Genomic DNA, 24958 nt, shown 5'->3' with positions numbered 1-24958 from the left:
CGTTCAAGTTAATTAAGTTAAATAGTCTGTGGCATTGCTGATTAAGCGACGCGTAAATTTTCGAAATATTAAAATTATGACCAATTTCCCTGTAGCAAAAATTCGGGCCGATTTTCCTATCCTGGCGCAGAAAATCCGCAACAAGCCCCTGGTTTACCTGGATAATGCCGCCACCTGCCAGAAGCCCAACGTGGTGATCGACAGCATCTCGCATTTGTATCGCCACGATTACGCCAATGTGCACCGCGGCGTGCACACCTTGAGCGTGCGTTCCACCGATCAGTTCGAGGCGGCGCGCATCAAGGTCAAGGAATTTATCAATGCGGCCAGCGACAAAGAGATTATTTTTGTCAAAGGCACGACGGAAGCCATCAATCTGGTCGCTCAGACCTTCGGCCGGGCTAATATCAAAGCCGGCGACGAAATTGTGGTCAGCCGCATGGAACATCATTCCAATATTGTGCCCTGGCAAATGCTGTGCCAGCAGACCGGCGCGGTGCTAAGAGTTGCGCCGATCAATCATAAAGGCGAATTGATTTACGACGAATTTGAAAAACTGCTGAACGATAAGACCCGGCTGGTTTCCATCGTGCATATGTCCAATGCTCTGGGTACGGTCAATCCGGTCAGGAAGATCATTGCCGTAGCGCACAGCAAGGGCATTCCGGTATTACTGGACGGTGCGCAGGCTATTCCGCACATGCCGGTTGACGTGCAGGAACTGGATTGCGACTTTTACGCCTTCTCGGGCCATAAACTTTACGGTCCATCCGGTATCGGTGTGTTATACGGCAAACAGGCGCTGCTGGAAGCCATGCCTCCGTATCAGGGGGGCGGCGACATGATACGCAAGGTCACCTTCGAAGAGACGGAATACAATGTGTTGCCGTACAAGTTTGAAGCCGGCACGCCCAGTATTGCCGATGTGGTCGGGCTTGGTGCCGCCATCGACTATCTGAATGAAATCGGCATGGATGCCGTTGCGGCTTACGAGGCTGAGTTGCTGGCTTATGCCACTGAACAGGCCAGGCAGATCAAAGGGCTGCGCATTATCGGCGAGGCCGGGCACAAAGGCGCGATTCTGTCTTTCGTGCTCGATAAAATCCATCCGCACGACATCGGCACCATGCTGGACAGTTTGGGCATCGCAGTCAGGGCAGGGCACCATTGCGCCATGCCGGTGATGGATTTCTTCGAGGTTCCGGCCACGGCAAGAGCCTCGTTCGCCATGTACAACACCAAGGAAGAAATCGATGTGTTGATGCAGGGGGTGAAATCCTTGATTGAGGTATTTGGCTGAAGCTTGTAATGCGCGAAGCCGGTCGCTAATCCGTTCGGGCTTTGTTTCCATTTTTATACCGAATTTACAGAGAACAAACATGTTTGATGACTTACGCGACCTCTATCAGGAGGTCATTTTTGACCACAACAGGAACCCGCGCAATTTCCGCGTCATGGAAAATGCGGACCGGCAGGTGGAAGGCTTTAACCCGCTGTGCGGCGATCGTTTGACGCTGTTCTTGAAAATGGACGGCGATGTGATCGCGGATGCCAGCTTTCAGGGATCAGGCTGCGCCATTTCCACGGCATCGGTTTCGCTGATGACTGAAATCATTAAAGGCAAAACCGAGCAGGAAGCCGAAGAGTTGTTCAAACAGTTTCATGAAATGACTACCGGCAAGGACGAACAGGCCAGCCTGGCCGCGGTCGGCAAACTGGCCGTGCTGGCCGGCGTGCGCGAATATCCGGCGCGCGTGAAATGCGCAACATTGGCCTGGCATACGCTCGATGCGGCGCTGAAGAACGAGAGAAAATCGATTTCTACGGAATAAGCCATAATATAAGCGCTTGGCCTGGGTACACAAATTGCAAGGACGACCGCTCGTTTGCCTTGTAGGGTCGAATTAATTCGACCCTACAGCCGCGATATCAGCATTGGCACGCGTTGCTAAGATTCCTTAGGCACCTCTACCGGATTTTTGAAAGGCATGAACACAATCAACCAGCCGTATATCGGACAGCTTGCCGTTCTTTATGAAGGCAATGGCGATCTGTTGCCGTTTCAGCAACTGGCCGCACGGCTGGGCGTGCCGCTTTATCAGGCACCTGCGCGAGATATTCCCGAAGCCTTCCTGTTGACCTGGCGCGACGGTGCGCTGAAACTGCTCGATCGGGAACTGTTCAAAAAAGGCGGTTTATTCGTCGATATTGAGCCGCGCAGCGGCGAGCAGCGCTCATGGCCGGCGCCGAAGCAGGACGCACTGGCTCACGCGCTCGGACGCAAAACCCGCACCGTCGTCGACGCGACGACAGGCTGGGCACAGGACAGCCTGCATATTTTCCGCATGGGCTACGAACTGCTGTGCATAGAACGCTCGCCGGTCATGGCCGAATTGCTGGCCGACGGTTTCAAGCGTTTGGCCGGGCTGGACTGGATGCAGCGCCTGAATCTGGAGCCGCCCCGTCTGCTGGCCGGCAACGCCATTGAAATCATGGATGCATTGGAAACGCCGCCTGACTGCATCTATCTGGACCCGATGTTTCCGTCCAAGCGGAAAAAATCGGCGCTGGCCAAAAAATCGATGATGGTGCTGCGCGATCTGCTGGGTGATGATCAGGATAAGGAACAGCTTTTTGAAGCGGCCTTGAAAGCGGCCGGAAAACGTGTCGTGGTGAAAAGTCCGGACTATGCCGAACCCTTGGGCGGTAAGCCGAGTGAGAGCTTTCAGGGTAAATTGCTCAGGTTTGATGTGTATTTAAAGTAGTGCATCGTAGCCGTAGGGTACGCATCGCGTACCTTTCCTGCTTGTATTAAATAGTTAAGGTGAAAAATGTCCGACTGGATAAACGTAATCGATCAAAACGCACTGGCTGACGGCGAGCATGTCGTCGTCGATGTCGATGGCACCGATGTGGCCGTATTTAAAATCGAAGGCCAGTTCTATGCCATCGAGGATGTCTGCACGCACGACGGCGCGGAAATCGCCAGCGGCAAGCTGGAAGGCTGCGAGATTGTCTGCCCGCGCCATGGCGCGCGTTTTTGCGTGAAAACCGGCGCCGTAAAAGCCCCGCCCGCCTATGAAGATATCGACTGTTTCCCGGTGCGCATCGAGAACGGCAAAGTGCAGGTCAGGGATAATCGCTGGGATTGACGCTATCGACTCGCCTGTAGGGTCGAATTCGCCTGGAGCGCCTACTGTTGGAATTCGACCTGAAACGCTTTGCCAAACTGATTTAATACAGTTATCCCCGCGCATCAGTCATTAAGTTCTGTATGAACATGGTCGGGTTATAGTTTATAATTCCGCCTTTTATTTGAATTTTCATTGGCCGGAGCTTGTCAATAGCCTCCGATTTCGAACGCCTTGTTTAAAAACACTCCATGCAAGAAATTAATCCGATTAAGTATAAAATAGCCGACCTGAAAAGCCGTGGCGATGCCCTTAGGGGGTATCTTTGACTTCGAAACCAAAAGCGAGCGTTTGGTCGAAGTTTTAAGGGAACTGGAAAACCCGAAAATCTGGGATAACCCGGAAGTGGCGCAAGCCCTGGGCAAGGAGCGGGGTCAGCTGGAAGCGATCGTCAATACGATTCATGAACTGGAACATGGCCTGGCTGATGCGGAAGAACTGCTGGCGATGGCTGTGGAAGAAGATGATGAAGAAACCGTCGATACGGTGGTGGACGATCTGGAACAACTGGAGAAAAAAGTCGCCGCCCTTGAATTCCGCCGCATGTTTTCCGGCGAAATGGACGCCAACAATGCCTTCCTGGATATTCAGGCCGGTTCCGGCGGCACCGAGGCGCAGGATTGGGCTTCGATGATCGAACGCATGTTTTTACGCTGGGGCGAGCGCAAGGGTTTCAAGACCGAGCTGATCGAGGAGTCGGACGGGGATGTCGCCGGCATCAAAAGCGCCACGATCAAATTCGAAGGCGACTATGCCTTCGGCTGGCTGCGCACCGAAACGGGCGTACACCGCCTGGTCAGAAAATCGCCGTTCGATTCGGGTAATCGCCGCCATACCTCGTTCGCGTCGGTATTCGTTTCGCCCGAGATCGATGACGATATCGCTATCGATATTAATCCGGCGGACTTGCGCGTCGACGTTTACAGAGCCAGCGGCGCCGGCGGCCAGCACGTTAACCGTACCGAGTCGGCCGTGCGTATCACGCACAACCCCACCGGCATCGTCGTGCAGTGCCAGAGCGACCGCTCGCAGCACAAAAACCGCGATACGGCCATGAAGCAGTTGAAAGCCAAACTGTATGAGCTGGAAATGCGCAAGCGCAGCGAAACTCAGCAGGCTTTGGAAGATACCAAATCGGACATCGGCTGGGGCAGCCAGATTCGTTCTTACGTGCTGGACCAATCGCGTATCAAGGATTTGCGCACCGGCGTCGAAACCGGCAATCCGCAGGCCGTGCTGGACGGCGATCTGGATCAGTTTATCGAAGCCAGCCTGAAAAGCGGACTGTAAGAAATTTGTAGCGTGGGCAGCGCTGTTTTGTCTGCCTTGTAAAATAGATACCCATGGTGGGCGCAAAGTCTGCGATCACCCTACAACGATAAGAGTCAAAATACACATGTCAGAAATTGAACGGGACGAACAGGAACAGATCAGACAACGCCGCGGCAAATTGAATGAATTGCGTGAAAACGGCATCGCATTCCCTACCGACTTTCGCCGTAACGTGGTCGCCGGCGAAGTGCTGGCCGAATATGGCGAAAAATCCAAGGAAGAACTCGAAGCGGAACCTGTTCGCGTCAAGATTGCTGGCCGCATGATGACGCGCCGCGTCATGGGTAAAGCCAGCTTTTGTCATATTCAGGACATGTCTGGCAGGATACAGCTGTACGTGACCCGCGATACGCTGCCGGAAGGGTTTTACAACGAGCAGTTCAAAAAATGGGATATCGGCGATATCATCGGCGCGGAAGGCGTGCTGTTCAAAACCCAGACCAATGAACTCAGCGTCAAGGTCGACGACATCCGCCTGCTGACCAAGGCCCTGCGCCCGCTGCCGGAAAAATTCCATGGCATCGCCGACCAGGAAATCAAATACCGTCAGCGTTATCTGGATTTGATCATGAGCGATGAATCGCGCCGTACATTCCTGGTGCGTTCCAAAATCGTCGCCTACATTCGCCAGTTCCTGATCGAACGCCAGTTTCTGGAAGTGGAAACACCGATGATGCAGGCCATTCCGGGCGGGGCCACAGCGCGGCCTTTCGTGACTCACCACAACGCGCTGGACATGGGCCTGTTTCTTCGCATTGCGCCGGAACTGTACTTAAAGCGTCTGGTCGTCGGCGGTTTCGAGCGCGTGTTTGAAATCAACCGTAACTTCCGCAACGAGGGCCTGTCGACGCGGCATAATCCCGAGTTCACCATGCTGGAGTTCTATCAGGCCTATGCCGAATATCAGGACTTGATGGATTTGACCGAAGCCATGCTGCGCGGTCTGGCCGAAGACGTGTTAGGTCAGACGGTTATCACCTATCAGGGCGAGCAGTACGATTTCGGCAAGCCGTTCGACCGCATGACCGTGTTCGATTCGATCCTGCACTTCAATCCCGATTTGACGCCGGCCGATATCGATAACCGCGAATCTGCCGTTAAAGTCGCGGAAAAATTGCGCATTCCAGTCAAGGATGGCTATGGACTGGGCAAAATACAGATCGAAATCTTTGAAAAAACCGTCGAGCATCGCCTGATGAATCCGACTTTCATCACGGCTTATCCGGTGGAAGTGTCGCCGCTGGCGCGCCGCAATGACGACAATCCGCATGTCACGGACCGTTTCGAGTTCTTCGTCGGCGGCCGGGAAATCGCTAACGGCTTTACCGAGCTTAATGATGCCGAAGATCAGGCGGCGCGCTTCCAGAAACAGGTCGAGGAAAAAGAAGCCGGCGACGATGAGGCCATGCATTTCGACGCCGATTACATCGTCGCGCTGGAACACGGCATGCCGCCGACAGCGGGCGAGGGCATCGGCATCGACCGTCTGGTCATGCTGTTCACGGATTCCCCGTCAATCCGCGATGTTTTGCTGTTCCCGCATATGAGGCCGAAAGGCTGATGACGCCGGCAGGACTTTATGGCTTTCTGATATTGGCTGCCTTCGTCGCAGCCAATGTACCGTGGGTCAACGACCGTTTTCTGGTGGTTTTTAAACGGGACAAAAGCGCCTGGCTGTGCTGGCTGGAATGGCTGGTGATGTATGCGGTGGCGGGAGGCCTGTCTGTCGGCCTCGAGTACAAATTGACCGGTACCCGGCATGTTCAGGGCTGGGAGTTTTATGTCACGACGTTATGCCTGTTCCTGGTCTTTGCCCTGCCGGGCTTTATTTATCATTACGACCTCAAAAGGCCTTTGTCGAGAAAGACTCAGGATTAATCGGCTAATCAGCTCTGAAAGGTACGCACTGCGTACCCTACGGCCAGTGATGGACCGGGCCATTGTGACTCACGCCCGTCCGGTCCGTACAGCGGATTAATGGTGCTTTAAATAGTCGAGCATTGTATCGGCATCGCTGACGGTGAACGGATCATCCGGGCAATTATCCGTTTTTCCCTCTTCGCAGAACAGTTTGATGATTTTTTTGTCATCGACCAGCATGGAATAACGCCACGATCGACAGCCGAACCCCAGATTTTCTTTTTTGACCAGCATATCCATGCCCCGGGTAAAATCCCCATTGCCGTCAGGCAGCATTTTTACGTGTTTAATGCCCAGATGCTTAGCCCATTGATACATGGTAAAGGCATCGTTGACGCCTAAACAGTACACTTCATCCACACCCTGATCGATGATTTCCGAGTATCTGGCGTCGTAACCCGGCAGGTGCGCGCTGGAGCAGGTTGGCGTGAAGGCGCCCGGCAATGCAAACAGCACGATTTTTTTGCCTGCGAAAACGTCATCTGTAGTGACGTCCTGCCAGCGAAAAGGATTATCGCCTCCGACACTTTCGTCGCGGACGCGGGTTTTGAAAACAACGTTGGGCACAGTTGATGCCATGGCTTACCTCCGGTTTTGTGTCGAATTTTTACGCATTCGAAATAAAGGCTTGTAGACGAGATTGCGCGGGATAGCTTTTACGTTATAGCAACTGTTCTCGTTCAACACGATGACAGTCTATTGGTGATTTATGACAATTAAAAACGGATTGTTTCCGTTATAAAACGAATTATTTTGTGATGCCTTGACTGATCCACGCCAATCGTATTGTCAATGAGCTCAGTTTTCCGGGAGGCAGCAAAGTCCGGCGTCAAGTACCTGCTCACAGTTTGTACGCTACCGAGCAGACAGGCGGATGTAAATTCGTTATATTTGGAGAATATTTTTCCTTGGGACTGGATTTAATGCCCATGCATCCCGCATCTTTTAATGATCAAGGAGAACTCTTTATGAAACGATTATTCTACGCGCTGGTTATGCCCTGTTTTCTATTCAGCCTGCAGGCTTTTGCACAAGAAGACTGGCCAGAGCCCCAAACGCAAGGCGACGTGACATTCGTCAGCGGCGGCATTGGCGAGGGCGAGCGTAACGCCATGGAAGCCATGAAAAGCGATTACAATTTGAACCTGCTGTTCGCCGCTAAAGGAACAGGCGAATTTCTTGCCGACGTCAATGTCAGGATTGCCGATGCGCAAGGCAACACGGTTATTGAAACCGTATCCGACGGCCCTTTTCTTTTTGCCAGACTCAAGCCCGGAAATTATACCGTTCTCGCCGAGAAAGATGGGAGTGTCATGCGCCAGAAGGCCAGGGTAGGCGGTGGAAAGAGGGCCTCGTTGTCATTCTACTGGCCCCTGTAATAGGCCGATTGAGCCATCAGGGATGGTTGTTCGCCCATTGATCTATTCCAACAACCTTGCTCCCGCTCTTCTTCAAGGAACTGAAAGCAGAGCCTGGGAGCAGGCATAAATTCGCGGTCGCCGGGTTTTAAAACCGATCCTTCAACTTTCGGGTTTCCGCAAACACCCGCACCGGTGCTTCACCCGTCATATTGATGGTTTTTTGCAGCATCGGACTGTCTTCCCTGAAAAAAGGATTGGTTGCCAATTCCTGCGCCAGGGTTGAAGGCACAGTCGGCAGGTGCTTCGCCCGCAATCGATTGACCTCGTCCATTCTTTGCGCTAACTGCCGGTTATCAGGCTCTACGCTTAAAGCGAACCGGCCATTGGCTTGCGTGTATTCATGCGCGCAATAGATGCGCGTGGAAGCGGGCAAGGCTTTCAGTTTCTGTAGTGAATGCCACATCTGCTCGGCCGTGCCTTCAAACAGGCGGCCGCACCCCATCACGAATAACGTATCTCCGCAAAACAGCGCATCGTCATCAGCAAAATGATAAACCACATGGCTACGGGTATGACCGGGCGTGAATATAACGTCGGCCACATGCCGGCCGAGCGAAATCCGGTCGCCCTCATTGACGCCAATATCAATGCCGGGGATGCGATCCTTATCGAAATGGCCCGCAATGATCGTGCAGCCGGTTTTTTCCTTCAATTCCAGATTGCCGCCGACATGGTCGCCGTGGTGATGCGTGTTCAGAATGTATTTCAGGCGCCAGCCTTTTTCATGCAGGACATCCAGCACCGGTTGAGCAAGGGCCGGGTCTACGGCGGCCGTTTCACCGGATGCGGGGTCGTGGATCAGATAAATGTAATTATCGTTCAGGACAGGGATGTGAATTATTTCCAGCATTTATTTTGGCTCCAGTCTGTTTCGTTGAATAAATCAAATAGTCTATAAAGACGGACGGTAAATATCGCTTGATGCCATATATTGGGCAAGATGTCATCTAAACTATATCTGGCTGATAAAAATCCGGCTCATAAAGTCCCTCGGCAATCGCACATGGCTGGCATATAACAATGCGGAACTGGATAATAGCTTATTGGATAGATAAAAACGATTACAAATCAACAGTCATTTGCAAAGGCTGTAATTGCGGATGAATCCTCGAATAGAAAAATAGAGAATGGGTATGTCAGAACTGAAATGTTATGGAGTGTGGGATGCAGGCATCCGCTGGTTTCACTGGATTAATGTACTTTGCGTTACGGCCCTGGCGGTTGTGGGGCTTGTGATTCTCAACGCCGGCGATCTTGGGGTTCACAATGCCGGTAAAGTGATGCTTAAAACGGTTCACGCCTGGATCGGCTACGTCTTCGCGCTCAATCTGCTCTGGCGCATCGTGTGGGGGTTTTGGGGCAACCGTCATGCGAGGTGGCGCTCCATTCTTCCCGGCGGCAGAGGCTATTTTCAGGCGTTACGCCGCTATACGGCGGCCTTCTTCTCCAGCCAGCCCGAACAATACCTGGGCCACAATCCGATAGGCCGGTTGTCGGTAATCGCAATGCTTCTGCTCATGGCAACTCAAGCAGTCACCGGTCTGGTGCTGGCGGGCACCGATCTATTCCAGCCGCCCATCGGGCATTGGATCGCGCAATGGGTGGCCGCGCCCGGCGTCGCTCCGGATTCGCTGGCGCCCTATGCGCCCGAGATGTATGGCGCTTCCGCTTACGAAGCCATGCGCGCTTACCGGAAACCTGTTGCAGTAGTGCATCTGTACACTTTTTATATACTGGCCGTCATCGTCATTCTGCATGTGGCGGCGGTCATTGTTACCGAGTTAAGAGAAGGCGGCGGCATTATTTCCGCCATGTTTACGGGGCGAAAGGTTATCAGCGGATGCCCCGTGGATGAAGAGCCCTGCAAAAGCGATATCAGTTCGTAAGCGAGATGGTCAGCAGGATGATCGCATCCTCAACGCCTCTGAGCGAATGCGGTTCTCCCGGCATAAGATAGAGCAGTTGACCGTCATGCAACTCTTGCGTCCTGCTCATGGCAGTCAACTCAATCTTCCCTTGAACGCAATGGACGACCACAGGCCCAGGCACCTGGTGACTGGGATACTCCTTGCCTTTGGGCACGACGAGGCGCGCCAGTTCCATCGCATCTGTTTTTATGATGACCTTTGATTTTTCATTGGGCAGATCGTTAGCCCAACTGGCAAGGTCGACAATTTCCCCCGGAACCGCATGATGTGTTGCCATGGCCTTTACCTTCCTTTTTAAAATACTAAATTAGACAGGATGCACAAAAATTTGTTCTATTTACTCACATGAAATTGATTGAATTGAGCTTGACCTGCACAAGGATACCTAACGGCAGCGCGGCTTGATGATGCGCCAGCCGCGCTGCACGCCGCTGCCGAGCAGGAAAAGCAAGGCGATGCCGCAAAGGACCAGCAGCCAATGGCCCCAGATGCCCGGCAATTTGCCGCTATGCAGGGGATACAGCAGCATGGTCCAGTGAGAGAAAGGCGTTTTGAGTTTTAGCAGCGTTCCCCTTTGACCGTCCATAAACTCCCAACTGCCGTCCAGGAACCGAAAACGCCATGGCTGGCTTGCGTCGGCCGGGAAGTAGATGCGCTCCAGCGGAGCATTGCGATAACCTTCAACCGCAGCATCGATCAGTCCAGGCAGCGGCAGCATCTGCCGCGTGGAAGCGGGCTCTGTGATGGTCGGCGGCGGGTCCAGCCATTGCATCAAAGGGCCGGCAAAGTTGAGCAACGCTCCCAGCAAGGCCAGAACGGCAACAGGACCGCCCAGCAGCAATCCCGTTTGCCGATGAATCGCCATGAGTCCAGGGAAAAGCTTTGCCCGCTGCCGTTTTACCGTTGCCCTGCGCCTGAACCCTAGCCACAACCCCATCAGCCAAAGAAACAGCGTCCCCAGACCGGCCATGCTGGCGGCAATCTTTCCGGGCAGGCCCAATACGCTGCCTCGATGCAGTTCCCGCAGCCAATCCAGTCCGTCCGGATCGGCGCCGTTCCTGGTCGCCAGGATGGCGGCCGTGCCGGGATGAATAAACACCAGCAGCGGTTCCGGCCCGGTCAGTCTGGCCCTGGCGCTATGCTCGGGAGCCGTCGGCAGAAACAGCACCTCCAGGCGGTGGCGGGGAAAGTGGCGCCGAATCGATTCGGCCAGGGCGCCGGCATCGCGCGGCTGGCGCACCGGTTCTGCCAGGCGGTAAGGCGGCGAGGCGTAACGCAAGTCATCGTAAAAGCTCAACACGATGCCGCTGGCGGCAATGATCAGCAGGGGCAGGGCAAGCGCAATTCCTAAGTAAAGATGGCCGAACCACAATTTCCTGGAGGAAATAGCCGCGTTCATGGTAATGACTGGTTTTTCCAGCTTTGCAGGTGCGCCTTGAATGCGCGGAAGGCGACGCCCCGGTCATCGCCCAGCAGAAAGGCATGAACGCCGCGCTGCCGCCAGTATTCGCCCTGTTCCGGCAGGCGCGGTATGGCACAGAATGGCACGTTGTGTTTGCGGCAGGCATCGGCGATAGTCAGGATGGCGGCCTGCACGTCCGGATGCTGGGCCTGTCCGGGCACGCCGTAAGACTGGGACAGGTCGATCGCCCCTTCCAGCACCAGATCGATGCCCGGCACGGAGACGATGGCGTCGATGTTTTCCACGCCGGCCCGGTCCTCGATCATGACTGCGACCAGTAGCTCGGCGTTGGCCTGTTCGAAATAGCTCGGCAGATCCAGGCGGCCGAAACCCGTTGTACGGCCGCCGCTGATGCCGCGTTGGCCCAGCGGGTGGTAGCGGCTGGCGCTGACGGCTGCTTCCGCTTCGGCACGGTTTTGCACGTGGGGCACGACGATGCCTTGCGCGCCGCTGTCCAGGGCGCGCAGAATCGCGGCGGCATCCATACCCGGCACGCGCACCAAAGCGGTAAGCCCGGCGCATTCCGCCGCCCGGATCATGTTTTCCAGGGTTTCCGGATTAGTGTTCACGTGTTCCAGATCCAGGATAACGAAGTCGTAGCCGGCATAGCCTATCATCTCTACCAGCAAGGGCGCCGGTATGGAATTGAGCAGTCCATATACTGCTTGGCCGCTGCGCAGGGCCTGTTTTAGCTTATTGGTCTGCAGCATGGGACGGCTCCTATGAAAATAAATAGAGGTGCTGCGGGTGCGGGTGACGCAGAAAATCATGGTGGGAGATATGCCAGGCATAAGCGCCGGCATAGGGGAACAGCAGCAGGTCACCGACCCGCACCCGTTCCACCGACGCATTGCTGGCCAATACGTCTTTCGGTGTACAGAGCTGGCCCACTACGGTGACCTGGGTCTGTTCCACACCGGGCCGGGGAAACGGATAGGGCCAGTGCTCCTGTGGCAACACGAAAAACGGGTGGCTGTGGCCTTGGGCATAGGGCGTGCGGAAATGGTGCGTGCCCCCGCGGCCGACCACGAAATAGCGTCCGAAGCATTGCTTGATATCCAGCACCTGCATAACGTAATAGCCGCAGGCCGCCGTCATATAGCGGCCAAGCTCGAAACGGATGCGCCAGTCCGCCATGCTTTCGCTTTTTACTAAGGCCGCCAGGCCGCTGCTGAACGCCGGCCAGTCGAATTGCCGGTCGGGCTCGCGGTAATTGATGCCGATGCCGCCGCCTACATTGATATGATTAATGGCAAGCCCGAATTGCTCATTCCACTGCCGCACTTGGCGGAAGTAGCGCTCGAGCAAGATCAGATGCGCTCTAGCATCCAGCTGATGGGACATCAGGTGAAAATGGAAGCCGTGTAAACGAACTTCTGGATGCTGCGCCAGCCATATCAGGCATTCGGGCAGTTGGCCGACATCTATGCCGAACGGGGTGGCTTGGCCGCCCATGGTCAAGGTGGTGACTGGCATGTCATCCAGGGGCAGGTTGATGCGCAGCAGCACATCAACCTGCCGGTCCGCGCGCCAAGCCAGCCAGGCGAGCCGCCGTAACTCGCCCAGGCTTTCCACATGCAGCAATTCCACGCCGAGTTCCAGAGCAGCGGCCAGCTCCGTATCCAGCTTGCCGGGTCCGCCGAAAATCACCGGCGCATCCGGGAAATGGGCGCGTACCCAGGCTAATTCGCCGCCCGATGCGACCTCGAACCCGTGGACATGAGGGGCCAGGGTTTGCAGGATCGGCAGATCGGAATTCGCCTTGACGGCGTAAAACAGCTCGCAATTGTCCGGCAGCGAAGCGGCCAGACCGGCGGCATGCCGGTCCAGCGATGCCAGATCGTAGATATAGGCGCACAGCGGCTCATCGTTACAGGCGCGCCGGGCGGCTTCCGTCACGCGGGTTGATGGTTCCTTCATGTCAGATATCCCCCAGGTAGGCTAATGGGCTGGGCAATGACAGATAGGTGGCGTTGCGATCGGGACGCTTGTAGAAACGGTTGATCAGGTTGGCCTTGGCCGGGAAAGGGGCGCCGGCCAGCAGGGCATTGATGCGTCGTGCCGCGTTCGGGTTGCCGTGGTGAGCCAGGTAGCGGCGCAACTGGTGTCCGACAATACGCCACAGGCGCTGTTCCAGGGATGGGTGCAAGACGCTCAACTGCGCTACGGCTTCGCAGAAGTTGTTGACCAGCAGGCAGTAAGCGATGCGGTTCCAACCCTGATCGTCGCTGTAAAACAGCGCCTGTAGCACCCTCGCGTCGACGGCATCGAGCGAAACGGCATTGAATCGCCCTGTTACCAGTTTGACGCCCTCGAAATCGCGCAGCCAGATGTGGCTGGGCCAGTTCTCGGTCAAACCGAGCAGCACGTTCTGCAAATGCGGTTCGAAGATGATGCCGTGGTCGAAAAAACAATGCAGCACTGGCGGCAGCAGTTGCTCCACATAGGCCGAGAACCAGTCTTCGGCTACCGCATCCCGCGGCGCGGCCTGCTTTTGTGCCAGCTTGTCCAGGATGTCCGACAGACGCGCCTGGCCCCGCGTATGATTGCCGAACAGCGAACCGGCGAGCAGCGGCGTCACAGTTCCGGTATCTATCGGGTCCAGTCCCTGGCGCAGGATCAGACCGAAGCCTTCCGTCGCCTCCCGCTCGGCCTGGGATTCATTGTCGCTCAGCCGTACCGACGCGTAGGCCGGTTCTTCCAGCACTCGCAGGGTAGGAAATTGCGCCGCCAGGCGAGGACAGAGGGTCTGCATGATGCGCGTGACTTGCAGCGCCCCTTCCAGTTCGTAAACAGCATTCTTTCGCACGCAATTGGTAATGCGCACCTGCAGGGAACACTTGTAAAAATAGGGATTGTCCGGATGGAACAGCGTGCGTATCGATGAGGTGGCAAAATAGGCCGGCCCTTGCGAACCCAGGTCGCGCAGCCGGTCCTGTTCGATGGCCGCCCGCACTGCTGGCAGGGATAATAAATAGCGCGCTTGCCAGGGATGCGCCGGCAGCAAGGCGAAATCATCGTCCGCTTGCAGGCCGGCAGGCGCCTGGGCAGCCAGCAGGGCATCGGTGGATTCCGGCAGCAGCGAATTCTGGAGCCAGTGTTCGCGGCGCACAGCAAAATAATGCAGCGGGAAGCTGGCGCGCAGTTCCGGCGCATAGCATCGCAGATCCGCAGCCGAGAAGTCTTGCCGGCTCTTCGGGGCGGGATGGAACGGATGGCCGAACGCGAGGGACTGCTCGGAATCCACATAGGCCGCCAAGGCGTCGCTGGGGGCTGCCGGTTGCGGCTCGGCGAGAATCGCGCCGGTCACTGCGACGCTGTCGCGGATTTGTTCCAGCAGTTCCTCATTGAACGGTATGTCATTCTGGACTGCCAGGTCGCGCAGCAGCAGCGTCGCCAAAGTGCGCCACTCCAAAGGCGCCCAGGGCCGGCCCGGCGACTTGTAGTAGAAAGGTGAATGATAACGGTAGTTGCCGGTCGGCGATGCCTGACCGACCAACACTAACAGACGCTCTCCGCTGTGCGGCAGCAGGATGTGCATGGCCTTTCCGCCGCCTTGCCCCAGTGCCGCGCGCAACGCCATGGGCCAATCGCCCTGGCCGAACAGGGGGCCAATGCTGATCTGGCCGGCCGGGCCGGCGACTTCCCGGCAATAACAATTGAGTAATGTCTCCAGACTGCGCTGGCCAGCCTGATCCTCGGCCGAGCAAGTCTGATAAAAAGTTTGCAGAGCTTGATTTCCCATGGTTTTTCTCCAGAGTGTCAGATATTTTCGGGGCGCCAGCGGCAAAAGCCTGAAACCGCCAGCCAGCCGGCAGCAGCGGCCATAATGCCGGCGCCGAGTAAAAAAGGTGCCTGTGGGCCAAATCTGTCCACCATGACCCCGGCGGCCAGCCCGGCTGCTACCGCGCCCCACTTCGAGCCGCTTTCCAGCCAGCCGAAAGTGCGTCCGGCATGGCCTTCGCGCACCAGCGCCGCGATCAGGGCATGCAGCCCGATAAAGCCGCCGGTCATGGCCAATCCCATCAGTACCCGCCACAGGATCAGGCCCGTCAGGCTTTGGGTCTGGGCCTGGCCGAACAGGGCGACGGCCATTAACAGGAACGTCCACGCCAGCCCTGCCGGCGACAGCCGTTGTCCGAAACGGCCGGACAGGACGCCGGCTGTGACGAGGTAAAGCAGGTTAGGCACGCCGAATAGCAAGCCGGCCAGTTCGACAGAAACTGAATCCAGACCTTGGGCATAAGGGACGAAGTAGGGGAATGTGGCGACAGTGGCGAATACGAAGGCAAATTGCAGCGCGTAAATGTTGTTTGCCGACAGCAGCAGTGGGCGGGCGTTGGTTTTTTGAGGTCGATCATCAACGGATGGGCCCGGCGCTGTTTCGGGCAGTGCCCAAAGCAGCAAGGCCGCAGCCAGCGGCAGCAGGGCCAGGTAGCGGTACAGTTCTATCGGCGGAACCGATGCGGCGAACCACCCCAGCACGGCGGGCGCCACAACCAGGGCTGCGCGCGCGGAGCCTTGCATCAGTGTCAGGCTGCGGGCCAGGGCGGGGCCGCTGGCCATAGTCGCCAGATAAGCATTGGAAGCGGCAAAGGTGCCGCCCAGCATGCCCTGCAAAGCCAGAGCCAGAAAGAATAGCCCCGTACTGTCGCTATAGCCGGCCAGCAGGAAACTGACTGACAATCCCAGTTGCGCGCGCAGCAGCGAGATCTTCTTGCCGATACGGTCGGCCCATATGCCCCACCAGGGACTGGATAGCGCTGTGAAAATCGTCGGCACCACGTAGAACCAGCCGGCCAGATAAGTGCCGCTGCTGTGCAGCGATTCGCTGAGGATCAGGGCGAAGAAGGGCGGCATGCCGAGGGCGGCGAAAGCTGCGATGAAGTGGCAGAACATGACCACCATCACCATGCGGCGCTGGGCGATGCTCACAAACTCTCCTTGAGAAAGTTAGGCCCGCTTTTGCCGTAGAACTTATTGACGTCGGCGGCGCCCGTTGCAGTCTTGGGTTTCAGGCTGGCCGCAGTGAGCAGGTATTTGACGTACTGCCGGTCGTCTTCCAGCAGGGCACGACGCGCCAGATCGGTGTTTTCTCCGCACCGCGCCAGTTCCGTGAGCAGCGCTGCTATTTTGTCGCGCACACAGCCATAAAGTTGCCGGCGGGACAAATGGCCGATATCTGCCAATCCTTCAATCAGGACGGCCACGTTGAGCTGCAGGGTGATGGTCGTGAACATCTGCGCCAGAGGCAACTCGTCGTCCACTATGATGCGGCGATCCTGCAAGCCGTCCACGAACGCAGCCAGTGTCGGCCAGCGGGCGGCGAGGCGGGCGCCGTGGATGCGCGGTGCGTCGTTGTCCTTGAGCAGCAGGCGCAAGGACGGCGCCTTGGTGCCGAGCACCAGCATGGAATTTTGCTGGTTGGATTCCAAGGCGATGCCGTAGCGCAACCATAAGACCAGGTGGGTGCGCAACGTTGTTTCCAGATAGGCGTCTAGGAAATCCTCCAGTCGGCCGGCAAAAAAACGCTGCACCATTTCTTCCGCCACCAGCCGGCCTTGGGGCGTTTCTGCGAGCAGGCCCGCCACCGGCACCACCGTAGCCTGTTCCAGTCCCGACGGATAGCGGCGCAGGATGTAGCCCAGTTCGGGCAGATGGTTGATGTGAGCCCCCATGCTTTCGTCGGTCAACAGCAAACGACCGGCGATGTCGGCGTCCTGGACCGCTATGCGGCCCAGCAGGCTTTGCATGGAGTGGCCGTCGGCGATGGTGCTGGGCTTGATGGTGCGTATGTTTTTGCCGCCCAGGGTGCGGATGGCCATGGGCAATTTGATGTGCAGTCCCGGCCTGCTCTGCACGGCCAGGGTGCGTACCGACAAAGTGGGCAGAACATCCAGATAAGACTTGGGCGCCAGCAGGAGCTTGCCCTGTAAGCCGTGCGCTTCGGCCAGGTCATCGAACTGTTGTTGCGCGGACAAGGGGTGAACCGGCAACAGGGTGTAATTGCTGCTTAGCTGGGCATCGAGCCCGACTTCTTCAAAATTGGGACAGAGGCCTTGCAGGCTTGCCTTAGCCTCCGGGCCGAAATGGATAGCCTTGGCCACGGCTAACCAGCGTAGCTTAAAGGGGCGCTGGAATTCGGGACTGTAGGCGGCGAGATCGTCCGGGGACAAACCCAGCTTCGCGCGCGCCGTGGGATATAAGGGATGATCGAGAAATGCAGCCAGCCGCTCATAGTGCAACTGCCGTTCCTGCCAGCGCGGGCTGAGACCTGCATACAGGCGGGTATGATTTGCTTCGGTAAAATAACGCTGCCGCTCTTGCGCGCACAGGGCGCCGTGCTCGACGGCGGTCAGGCATTCCTGGGCATAGTCGTCGAAGTGCGTGGCCGAGGCTTGATCCAGCCCTTGCCGGAACAGCGCCAGAATGGCAACGATATCGTCCAGTCGGCGATAGCCGTCGCCGCCTTGCCAAATCAACGGCAGATCGTGGAGCGCCCATGCCTGCATGAAGGCGCAAGGCCGGACCGGAATCCACAGGCAGCCGTCACCCAGATGGTCGACGGCGAGCCAGTGGCCGGGTTGCACCGGCAGGTCGGGCAAGGGCATGTCAGCCGCCGGGACAATGCGGCCCCGGCTTACCGTTTCCCGGACATCTTCCCGCAGTAGCGCATCGACAACGCGCCGACAAATATAGGCCTGCTGATTTTTCATGAACGGATCTCCCAGACTAAGTCGCCGCTGGCTTGCGCCAGCACTTGGCGCACCGCATCCGCATTTGTGCCGACACCGGTCAGGATGCCCAGGTAGTCCTTGTTGGAATGCGTGATCGCCACGGTTTCACCCGCTCGGCGCAGCACGCGAAGGGCGACGTCGACTGTCGCGCCGTTATGGCTGAAGGGGGCAGGGGCGCTAATGAGCTGGCCCTCCGCCGAGGGGATGAGATAACGGATCGCGGCTGCGCGCGGCGTCAATGACAGGGAGGGCAGCGGTTCGCCCAGGTGCAGTCGCAGCACGGTTTCAAACAGCGGGATGCCCAGTATCTGCTCCAGCAGAAAATCGCGCCGGTCGCCGATACAGCGGTAATTGATCTCGATCAGGCGCGGTCCCTGAGGAGTCAGCACAAATTCGGTATGGCAGGCGCCGAAGCCGATGCCGAAACGGGCGATCTGGCTCAGCACCTCGTGCTGCTCCGCCAGTTCGCTGCTCCACTCGGCTTCCAGCTCGACGAAATGCGGCGGCGCCGACAGGCGTACGTGAAATCCGCCCAGCGCACGCATCCCTTTGCCATCACCCAGTGTTTCCAACGTACACAAGGGGCCTACGATATATTCCTCCAGCAGCATCGCCTGGCCGGGACGGGTTTGCCAGACCGCCTGGCAATGGGCGGCGAGTTCGGCGTAATCCTGCGCTAGTCCGACTTCCTGGCTGGCGACCCCTTCGCGCGGTTTGACGACGCAAGGGAAAGACACGCGGGCCGCGGCCTGCGCCAAGCTGTCCGGCGCCCATGCCACGGCGTGCCGTACCGTTTCGATGCCTTGCTCGGCCAGGTAAGCGCGCATTTCGGCCTTGTTTTTGGCACGGTAGGCCACGCGCCAGTCCTTGCCGGACAGTCCGAAGTATTCGGCGGCGATGGCGGTGCTGGTTTGCAGATGATCGCTGTTGGAAAAAACCGCCGCCGGTTTGTGCCCGCGCCGGCTGATCGCCTCGATAACCGCGAGCGGGTTGAACACATCGCAGGCGATGATGGCGTCCGGATAGGCCGGCAGCCCGCTCTGGCTGAAATATTGGCGGTGCGCCTCGGCCTGGTCTGTCAACAGCACCGGCGACAGACCGAGGCGGCGCGCCGCCGGCAGAAAACCTTCGTTGACCGATTCGGTCGGGACATGGGTCAGCAGAATCAATTCTTGGTTATGCATAATTTTTCCTTATATATCCATTTGCAGACTGAGCATGACGGAGCGGCCCGGTCCCGGCATTCTGCCGAGGCTGGTATCCACACCGCGGAAGTAATAGTCCTCGTTGAACAGGTTGTTGCCGGCAAGGCCGACCCGCAGGTTGGTCTTGTCCAGGCGGAAGTCCTTCGTGATCTGGGCATTCCACAGCCAGTAGCCCGGTATCTTGCCCCGGTCGCCATTGGCGCTTTCCAGTTCAGTGTTGGCTGCATCGGTGTAGGCAGAGCTCAAGTACGAGCCGTTGACGTTGAAATTGACCGTGTCGATACGGTAGTTGCCTTGCAGGGTGATTTGATGATGCGAACTGAACGGCACTTCATTGCCTTGAAACGCGACCTGAGACGTACCGCTGAACAGATCATTCTTCTGCCGCGTATCCACATAGGTATAGCCTGCTTTGAGATCGAGGCCGGCCAGGAAAGACGGACGCCAGTCCAGTTCGGTTTCATAGCCTTGATGCTCGGCTTGGCCAAGGTTGCGGAATTTGGTGGTGCCGTTTTCCACGACATTGACGATCTGGTTATCAAAGTCGAAACGGAAATACGTGAATGTGGCGTCGAGCTCCGCCAGTGGCGATACGCGCAGACCGGCTTCGTAGTTCCAGGCCTTTTCTACACCGGTATCGCCTTCCAGGGTAATCTGCGTGAATTGCACGGGCTGCAAGGATTTGTGCACGTTGCCGAACAGGAAGACTTTATCCGGCCACAGGTGAAAGCCTACATCGACGCCGGGCAATAGCTCGTTGCTGTGGCTGTCAACGACAATGTCTCTCAACCTGTTGTGGCTGGTTTGCTCGATCCACTCGGCGCGCAAGCCCGGCGTGATACTGAGCCGCTCGTTCCAGACGCTCAAGGTATCGCTGGCATAGAGAGCGAAGGCATCGGTATCGAAATGGAAGTTCTGGGCATGGGTGACGTCATCTGTGCCCAGGCGGTACCGGTCGACGCCCTGATCGACGTCTTCGTTGACATAACGCCCGCCCAGCGTGAACTTGTGGCCCAGCCAGCCGGTCTGGGCGCTGACAGTCAGACGGGGCTCCGTGCCAAAGACAGTGAAGGTGCGCGGACTGGTCTGCACGCCATTGGATGGCTTGGACGGATCGAGGTTACATGTGCTTGCGGCAGCGTTCAGTTCGCAGCCGACAGTAAATTCGCGGTCGCTGGTATGGGCAAAATTGGTCCAGTTGAATTCGGCGGGCCGGCCGAAAAGATCGAAATTCTGGTCATAGACCAAATGTCCCCGGATGGTATCGCCCTGGAACTTGTCGTACGGCCGCTGCGACTGGAAGCGGTCCTGCGCGTAAGCCTGGGGCGACAGGCTGCCCGGCAGCTCGGTATCGGTATTGTAATACTGGATGCCGGCCTTGATGGAAGCGTTATCCGTGATGAACCAGTGAGCATCCAGGGCCAGGTTTTCTACTTCCGTTTCCGAATGGGCGCGCGACGAATCGCCTAGCACGGTATTGGCCTGGAATTGCAGGCCCAGGTTGTCGCTCACGAAACCGCCGGCGCGCAGGTAGGTGTCGGTCAGCACGTTGCCGGTGTCGGTGGAAATCGTCAAGGCCTCTCTCGCGGTGGCGCTGAACTTATTCGGGATCGCTTTGCTGATGAAATTGATGACACCGCCCACGTTGTTCGGTCCATAACGCACGGCCGCCCCGCCGCGCGCCACGTCGACGCTTTCTACCGTTTGCATGGTCAAAGGGAACAGGGACAAGCCCGTCTGTCCGTAAGGGGCGAGGGCCATAGGAATGCCATCGACCAGCACCAGCGTGCGTGTGCTGCGCCGGGGATCCAACCCGCGCATGCCGATATTCGGCAGAATGCCGGTACCGGTTTCATCCTGGGCGCGGACACCCGGCACCAGGCGCAAGGCATCTTCCAATGTGCGGGCGCCGGCTTGCTGCAGCTCGGTGTCGGTGACCATGGAACGACTCCCAGGATAGGTGCGAACAGTTTCCTTGGTGGGGGCTCCCAGCCAGTCTCCTTCGACTGTCACTTCTTCCAATACAGCAGGCTCTTGGTCCGGCTCCGCAGCGGCTAGTGGGAATGAGATTAGATAAGTGCTGCCGGCTAAGGTGATCGCCATGCGGGTGGCCGCGTGTTTCATGATGTAGCTCCTTGAGAATACAGTTGTTGTTATCGTTGTTCGTTTGGAGAAGACATGTTTCAGAACCTGGACCATAAAGGAAGTCATTAACCTTCATAGTGATATGAAGCAAGCCGGATAAATAACGTAAATAATGCTATCACTAATGAGAATGATTATCAACAACGATAAGTTAGAGTTATTTCCAGATGCATCTCCACGAATTATTGCTTCCCAAGTGTATCGAAATAGCCGACTGACAGCGCTTGCGTCAGTTCTAAATAGGTTGCGATAGCTCAAAGGAGACATAGCGGCATGCTATTCGGCCGAGAAAAATAACCGAGTAGGGGGAACGCTTTTAATCACTGTTGATCCTGAGTTGCCGTTCAGTAACGGAAACTTTTAGGCTGAGGTCAACGAGCCAAAGTGCGAAGGTGATCAGGGCGGCGATCAGCAGAAGATTAGCTCGGCGCTAGGTGGGTATCCGGCTTTCGCGAGTTAAATCCAGGCCATAATGCGTGCTCTTGGTATAGCGGAAGCCTGTATACGGGTTCGGTAATAGTCCACGGTCCGAACTGCCGAATAAGCTTTCAGGAATTGCGGCACGACCTTTACCGAGGACTTTTCAACCGTTCGGAAAGTGGACACGGCGGCACCGCGCAGCTTATCCCCGGTTTTTTTCTGACCGGCCTTGGTTTTTTTGCTTTATCAGGGCATCATCCAGGCCCTGACAGTTTCGGCGCCGATGGTGGCGAAAATCCGCCAGCGATGAACGGAAGACGACCCGGACTCCGCCTTGAAGGACCATCTCCACCCCGGCAAAGCACCCAAACTGACTGCTCATATCATGACTACTGGATTGTACGAGGCTTTCCTGCCGGGCAAGAGCGCGATTTGGTACGGAGACTGGAATGATAGACCGTACGGCTACTGTCCGAGCAAGCCAGTTCCTTAAGCCGAACCCAGACCAGGGAAACCCTATCAGTTGCCAGTCCAGCGTATTGATGCGCCGATAAGACTGCGCACAACAGAAATCAGCCACTTGGCGATTGGCCTTGAGGGAACCGTCGTAAATTTTCCATAGGGACTCGACAGGCAGCATAAGGCCTTGAGTGGTATATCGTCATAGATCATGGCGACAATGTTTTACCCTGTGCTTTCACCGCACAGGGCGAGCTATACCTCAGCGCATTAAGACGCTTCAAGGATGGCGAGTATCAATGAACCAAGGTAAGCTTCGGGCTCTTGCGCGGTTTTTCAGTGGACTCTGCGCCAAGTTTTTTCGATGCTTCTGTCATCATTGCTGCGAATTTCGAAAATTGTTCCACATCGAAACGCAATGATATGTTTTGCATATGCAGATACACCACGCCACATTCACGGCACATCAAAACTGTGCCAGTATCGCTTGTCGCCAGGTATTCATGGGTGCAGGGCTTTTTAGTCATAAGCTTGGGTCCTTTGAGTTGTAAATAAGAAATTATTCAGCCATATCAAGCATTTTCATTGGCCTTATAGCAACTTAGCGCCTTGGTCGATTTTTGACTTGGTAAGCGACAGGAGCATTTTCCAGACGATTTGTTTTGAACCGAGGTCCAGGCATCTGAAATCCGTGGCATGGATTTGACCTTTCTCCATTAAAGAGGCTAGACATTTCGGTTCGATTTCCAGCTTCACCGTCAGGGGCGATCTAAAAAAGGAAAATAAAAATTTCATCAGTAGACCCTCGTTTTGTTTTTCTAAATGATAATCATTATCATTTATAATGTACAGTATTTTTCTATATCCGAGTTTCCCGGTGATGGTAAGTATTGGGCGGAGTTGGGAAGACCGCGGTTTTCATCTGACTGGATGTCGTTTGGCAACAATCCAAATGTTATGAAGATTTCCTCATTCGAAGGATGTGAAGATTTTATTTATTCGGAGGCGAGTAAGTGAAAGGCAGGTGCTCGGCTTTCCAGAATCTGGAGCGCACATAGGCTTCAAGATCGATTCCCTTGAGGTCCTGGCGGGGGGATGAGCCGTCTTCAAGCGCCCTGGCAAGGACGCGCGCCGCAACGACGACGCTGACTTTCCGCAGGTCCGCAATAGGGGGATAGATATGGCCGGATGCCAGATAATGCTCAGCCGTGTAATCGGCCAGCGCATAAGCGGACTCAAGCACCATGGCATCGCTGATCCGGGAACATTCTCCCAATACGGCGGCAAAACCAAGTCCAGGAAAGATAAACGCATTATTGCCCTGGCCGACAGGATGGCTATGGCCGCCATATTCAACATCAGCAAACGGGCTGCCTGTCGCGACGATTGCCTGGCCTTGCGTCCAGGCAACGATATCCTCGGGAATGGCTTCGCAATTGGCTGTCGGGTTCGACAGCGGGAAGATGACAGGGTGCCGATTGCTCCTGGCCATGGCTTTGATGATAGGCTCGTTGAATATGCCGGCGATGCCTGAAAGCCCGATCAGGACGGTGGGTTTGGCATTGCTGATGACTTCCATGAGAGTGGGAAGTTCGCCGTTGATCGGCCAGTTCTCATAAACATCCGCAAATTGCGCGACCGGCAGTTTATAAGCGTCGGTCGTGGTCCCCTCGACAACCAGACCGCGCCCGTCCATGACGAACATCTGCCGGCGCGCCTGCTCGCGGCTCAGGCCGTCGCGCACCATGCCTTCCTGAATGGCGCTGGCGACGCCGACACCGCCGGCGCCCGCGCCGACTACCACAATAATCTGGTCGGAAAGGGCTTCGCCTTTTATGCGACAAGCCGATAACAGCCCCGCGAGCGCAACGGCCCCCGTGCCTTGAATATCATCGTTGAAGCAGGGTATTTGATGCCGGTATTTTTGCAGCACGTCAAAAGCCACATTTTTGGCGAAGTCTTCCCATTGAATGATGGTCTTCGGCCACTTTTTTTGCACGGCATTGACGAATTTATCCACCAGTTCAAAGTAGGACTGACCGCGCAGGCGCTTTTCATGCACACCCAGATAGCGAGGATCTTCAAGCAATTCTGTCCGGTCCGTGCCCACATCCAGATTGACCGGCAGGGTTTGAAAGGGGCAGAGTCCGCCGCCGACGGTATAAAGCGCCAGTTTGCCGACGCAAATGGTCAGCCCGCCCATGCCCTGATCGCCGATGCCGAGAATGGCGGAGGCGTCCGTAACGACGATCATTCGAATGTCATGCAGGGGATAGTTGTCGAGAATGGTTTCCACCCGGCCGATATTCTGGGCCGACAAGGTCAGGCCGCGAGCCGTCGTATAGATCTTGCTGAATTGCTGAACCGCCAGCCCGATCGTCGGCGTATAGATAATTGGCGTCATTTCTTCCAGATGTCGCTCGAGCAGCGCGTAAAAGAGCACCTCGGAACGATCCTGCACAGCTCGAAGGAACTGGTATTTTGAAATATCATCAAGTTGTCTTCGAAAATTCGTGTACAGCCGGTCTACCTGGATTTCAAGAGTGGTTACTTGCGGCGGAAGCAAACCGTCAAGGCCAAGATCAATACGTTCCTGTTCAGTAAAGGCGGTGCCTTTATTGGTTGCCGGCAGTCGCAACAGGACAATACCACGAGCGGCAACCTCCACATAAGGGTTGCCGTTTTTATCCGTTTTATAATCGAAGTAATCACTGAGTCGCGACATAAATATTCCTTGT

Annotated in this window: 23 protein-coding genes; 9 read left to right on the top strand and 14 right to left on the bottom strand. The window is 56.4% G+C overall.

From position 1 onward, the window contains the following. Nucleotides 1-76: 76 nt before the first annotated feature. The 7 genes from METLU_RS0110180 (at nucleotide 77) to METLU_RS0110150 (ending at nucleotide 6401) form a co-directional block, all read left to right on the top strand. Nucleotides 77-1300 (top strand): cysteine desulfurase, encoded by a 1224-nt coding sequence (locus METLU_RS0110180; protein WP_027158119.1) that lies wholly within the window; start codon nucleotides 77-79, stop codon nucleotides 1298-1300. 79 nt (nucleotides 1301-1379) lie between these two features. Further along, the gene (gene sufU, locus METLU_RS0110175; RefSeq protein ID WP_027158118.1) at nucleotides 1380-1832 is read left to right on the top strand and encodes a Fe-S cluster assembly sulfur transfer protein SufU; all 453 of its coding nucleotides are present in this window, start codon (nucleotides 1380-1382) and stop codon (nucleotides 1830-1832) included. Nucleotides 1833-1988: 156 nt separating this feature from the next. After that, complete coding sequence (locus tag METLU_RS0110170; RefSeq protein ID WP_027158117.1) at nucleotides 1989-2765, top strand: class I SAM-dependent methyltransferase; 777 nt, start codon at nucleotides 1989-1991, stop codon at nucleotides 2763-2765. Nucleotides 2766-2831: 66 nt separating this feature from the next. Next, nucleotides 2832-3152 (top strand): non-heme iron oxygenase ferredoxin subunit, encoded by a 321-nt coding sequence (locus METLU_RS0110165; RefSeq protein WP_027158116.1) that lies wholly within the window; start codon nucleotides 2832-2834, stop codon nucleotides 3150-3152. A gap of 230 nt (nucleotides 3153-3382) precedes the next feature. Further along, a protein-coding gene (gene prfB / locus METLU_RS0110160) for a peptide chain release factor 2 (RefSeq protein WP_155920531.1) occupies nucleotides 3383-4481 on the top strand; the annotation gives its coding sequence in 2 pieces (ribosomal slippage) (nucleotides 3383-3457 and nucleotides 3459-4481; 1098 coding nt in all). Nucleotides 4482-4587: 106 nt separating this feature from the next. Further along, on the top strand, nucleotides 4588-6084 hold the full coding sequence (gene lysS, locus METLU_RS0110155) for a lysine--tRNA ligase (protein WP_027158114.1): 1497 nt from the start codon (nucleotides 4588-4590) through the stop codon (nucleotides 6082-6084). Continuing rightward, nucleotides 6084-6401, top strand: a complete 318-nt coding sequence (locus tag METLU_RS0110150) for a DUF2818 family protein (RefSeq protein ID WP_027158113.1) — start codon at nucleotides 6084-6086, stop codon at nucleotides 6399-6401. Before lysS ends, METLU_RS0110150 begins: the two co-directional genes overlap by 1 nt. 96 nt (nucleotides 6402-6497) lie before the next feature. Here the strand turns inward: METLU_RS0110150 and METLU_RS0110145 are convergent, their stop codons facing one another. Beyond that, nucleotides 6498-7022, bottom strand: a complete 525-nt coding sequence (locus METLU_RS0110145; protein ID WP_027158112.1) for a peroxiredoxin — start codon at nucleotides 7020-7022, stop codon at nucleotides 6498-6500. 389 nt (nucleotides 7023-7411) lie between these two features. On the opposite strand from METLU_RS0110145, the gene METLU_RS0110140 reads away from it, so the two are divergent. Then, nucleotides 7412-7822, top strand: a complete 411-nt coding sequence (locus METLU_RS0110140; protein ID WP_027158111.1) for a carboxypeptidase-like regulatory domain-containing protein — start codon at nucleotides 7412-7414, stop codon at nucleotides 7820-7822. A 127-nt stretch (nucleotides 7823-7949) separates the two neighbouring features. On the opposite strand, the gene gloB is transcribed toward METLU_RS0110140, so the two are convergent. Next, nucleotides 7950-8714 (bottom strand): hydroxyacylglutathione hydrolase, encoded by a 765-nt coding sequence (gene gloB / locus METLU_RS0110135; protein ID WP_027158110.1) that lies wholly within the window; start codon nucleotides 8712-8714, stop codon nucleotides 7950-7952. A gap of 283 nt (nucleotides 8715-8997) precedes the next feature. On the opposite strand from gloB, the gene METLU_RS0110130 reads away from it, so the two are divergent. Continuing rightward, nucleotides 8998-9750 carry a cytochrome b/b6 domain-containing protein gene (locus tag METLU_RS0110130; protein ID WP_051299868.1) on the top strand — a complete coding sequence of 251 codons (753 nt, stop codon included), beginning with the start codon at nucleotides 8998-9000 and terminating at the stop codon, nucleotides 9748-9750. On the opposite strand, the gene METLU_RS0110125 is transcribed toward METLU_RS0110130, so the two are convergent. The 12 genes from METLU_RS0110125 to METLU_RS0110065 form a co-directional block, all read right to left on the bottom strand. After that, nucleotides 9740-10069: a cupin domain-containing protein gene (locus tag METLU_RS0110125; RefSeq protein WP_027158108.1), complete on the bottom strand. Its 330-nt coding sequence runs from the start codon at nucleotides 10067-10069 to the stop codon at nucleotides 9740-9742. The two genes, METLU_RS0110130 and METLU_RS0110125, sit on opposite strands and share 11 nt — an antisense overlap. Nucleotides 10070-10177: 108 nt before the next feature. Further along, entirely contained in the window at nucleotides 10178-11191 is a 1014-nt protein-coding gene (locus tag METLU_RS0110120) for a PepSY-associated TM helix domain-containing protein (RefSeq protein WP_027158107.1), read from the bottom strand. Then, the gene (locus METLU_RS0110115; RefSeq protein ID WP_027158106.1) at nucleotides 11188-11964 is read right to left on the bottom strand and encodes an HpcH/HpaI aldolase family protein; all 777 of its coding nucleotides are present in this window, start codon (nucleotides 11962-11964) and stop codon (nucleotides 11188-11190) included. Before METLU_RS0110115 ends, METLU_RS0110120 begins: the two co-directional genes overlap by 4 nt. A gap of 10 nt (nucleotides 11965-11974) precedes the next feature. Beyond that, nucleotides 11975-13174, bottom strand: coding sequence for a type III PLP-dependent enzyme (locus METLU_RS0110110; RefSeq protein ID WP_051299867.1), 1200 nt, complete (start codon nucleotides 13172-13174; stop codon nucleotides 11975-11977). Nucleotide 13175: 1 nt separating this feature from the next. Then, nucleotides 13176-14999, bottom strand: coding sequence for an IucA/IucC family protein (locus METLU_RS0110105; protein WP_036243010.1), 1824 nt, complete (start codon nucleotides 14997-14999; stop codon nucleotides 13176-13178). Between the two features lie 17 nt (nucleotides 15000-15016). Then, nucleotides 15017-16189, bottom strand: a complete 1173-nt coding sequence (locus tag METLU_RS0110100) for an MFS transporter (RefSeq protein ID WP_027158103.1) — start codon at nucleotides 16187-16189, stop codon at nucleotides 15017-15019. Further along, the gene (locus tag METLU_RS0110095; RefSeq protein WP_036243008.1) at nucleotides 16186-17970 is read right to left on the bottom strand and encodes an IucA/IucC family protein; all 1785 of its coding nucleotides are present in this window, start codon (nucleotides 17968-17970) and stop codon (nucleotides 16186-16188) included. Before METLU_RS0110095 ends, METLU_RS0110100 begins: the two co-directional genes overlap by 4 nt. Further along, entirely contained in the window at nucleotides 17967-19175 is a 1209-nt protein-coding gene (locus tag METLU_RS0110090; protein ID WP_036243007.1) for an ATP-grasp domain-containing protein, read from the bottom strand. Before METLU_RS0110090 ends, METLU_RS0110095 begins: the two co-directional genes overlap by 4 nt. Before the next feature lie 9 nt (nucleotides 19176-19184). Beyond that, a complete protein-coding gene (locus METLU_RS0110085) occupies nucleotides 19185-21320 on the bottom strand; it encodes a TonB-dependent receptor family protein (RefSeq protein WP_027158100.1) in 2136 nt (711 codons plus the stop codon). 1196 nt (nucleotides 21321-22516) lie between these two features. Next, complete coding sequence (locus METLU_RS0110075; RefSeq protein WP_027158098.1) at nucleotides 22517-22747, bottom strand: DUF6686 family protein; 231 nt, start codon at nucleotides 22745-22747, stop codon at nucleotides 22517-22519. A gap of 64 nt (nucleotides 22748-22811) precedes the next feature. Beyond that, nucleotides 22812-23015 (bottom strand): hypothetical protein, encoded by a 204-nt coding sequence (locus tag METLU_RS25070; RefSeq protein WP_036243004.1) that lies wholly within the window; start codon nucleotides 23013-23015, stop codon nucleotides 22812-22814. A gap of 196 nt (nucleotides 23016-23211) precedes the next feature. Continuing rightward, nucleotides 23212-24945 carry an NAD-dependent malic enzyme gene (locus METLU_RS0110065; RefSeq protein ID WP_027158097.1) on the bottom strand — a complete coding sequence of 578 codons (1734 nt, stop codon included), beginning with the start codon at nucleotides 24943-24945 and terminating at the stop codon, nucleotides 23212-23214. Nucleotides 24946-24958 lie beyond the last annotated feature (13 nt).

It is taken from the genome of Methylobacter luteus IMV-B-3098, assembly GCF_000427625.1.
GTDB lineage: Bacteria > Pseudomonadota > Gammaproteobacteria > Methylococcales > Methylomonadaceae > Methylobacter > Methylobacter luteus.
The sequence above is the reverse complement of the archived record's forward strand: the minus strand, read 5'-3'. Positions and strand labels throughout refer to the sequence as shown.

Coding starts and splice junctions, on each gene's coding strand:
- METLU_RS0110095 (WP_036243008.1), bottom strand. CDS start 17,970: ATGAAAAATCAGCAGGCCTATATTTGTCGGCGCGTTGTCGATGCGCTA.
- METLU_RS0110075 (WP_027158098.1), bottom strand. CDS start 22,747: ATGACTAAAAAGCCCTGCACCCATGAATACCTGGCGACAAGCGATACT.
- METLU_RS0110180 (WP_027158119.1), top strand. CDS start 77: ATGACCAATTTCCCTGTAGCAAAAATTCGGGCCGATTTTCCTATCCTG.
- METLU_RS0110130 (WP_051299868.1), top strand. CDS start 8,998: ATGTCAGAACTGAAATGTTATGGAGTGTGGGATGCAGGCATCCGCTGG.
- METLU_RS0110065 (WP_027158097.1), bottom strand. CDS start 24,945: ATGTCGCGACTCAGTGATTACTTCGATTATAAAACGGATAAAAACGGC.
- METLU_RS0110120 (WP_027158107.1), bottom strand. CDS start 11,191: ATGAACGCGGCTATTTCCTCCAGGAAATTGTGGTTCGGCCATCTTTAC.
- METLU_RS0110170 (WP_027158117.1), top strand. CDS start 1,989: ATGAACACAATCAACCAGCCGTATATCGGACAGCTTGCCGTTCTTTAT.
- METLU_RS0110090 (WP_036243007.1), bottom strand. CDS start 19,175: ATGCATAACCAAGAATTGATTCTGCTGACCCATGTCCCGACCGAATCG.
- METLU_RS0110145 (WP_027158112.1), bottom strand. CDS start 7,022: ATGGCATCAACTGTGCCCAACGTTGTTTTCAAAACCCGCGTCCGCGAC.
- METLU_RS0110140 (WP_027158111.1), top strand. CDS start 7,412: ATGAAACGATTATTCTACGCGCTGGTTATGCCCTGTTTTCTATTCAGC.
- gloB (WP_027158110.1), bottom strand. CDS start 8,714: ATGCTGGAAATAATTCACATCCCTGTCCTGAACGATAATTACATTTAT.
- METLU_RS0110150 (WP_027158113.1), top strand. CDS start 6,084: ATGACGCCGGCAGGACTTTATGGCTTTCTGATATTGGCTGCCTTCGTC.
- METLU_RS0110125 (WP_027158108.1), bottom strand. CDS start 10,069: ATGGCAACACATCATGCGGTTCCGGGGGAAATTGTCGACCTTGCCAGT.
- sufU (WP_027158118.1), top strand. CDS start 1,380: ATGTTTGATGACTTACGCGACCTCTATCAGGAGGTCATTTTTGACCAC.
- METLU_RS25070 (WP_036243004.1), bottom strand. CDS start 23,015: ATGAAATTTTTATTTTCCTTTTTTAGATCGCCCCTGACGGTGAAGCTG.
- lysS (WP_027158114.1), top strand. CDS start 4,588: ATGTCAGAAATTGAACGGGACGAACAGGAACAGATCAGACAACGCCGC.
- METLU_RS0110105 (WP_036243010.1), bottom strand. CDS start 14,999: ATGGGAAATCAAGCTCTGCAAACTTTTTATCAGACTTGCTCGGCCGAG.
- METLU_RS0110115 (WP_027158106.1), bottom strand. CDS start 11,964: ATGCTGCAGACCAATAAGCTAAAACAGGCCCTGCGCAGCGGCCAAGCA.
- METLU_RS0110110 (WP_051299867.1), bottom strand. CDS start 13,174: ATGAAGGAACCATCAACCCGCGTGACGGAAGCCGCCCGGCGCGCCTGT.
- METLU_RS0110165 (WP_027158116.1), top strand. CDS start 2,832: ATGTCCGACTGGATAAACGTAATCGATCAAAACGCACTGGCTGACGGC.
- METLU_RS0110085 (WP_027158100.1), bottom strand. CDS start 21,320: ATGAAACACGCGGCCACCCGCATGGCGATCACCTTAGCCGGCAGCACT.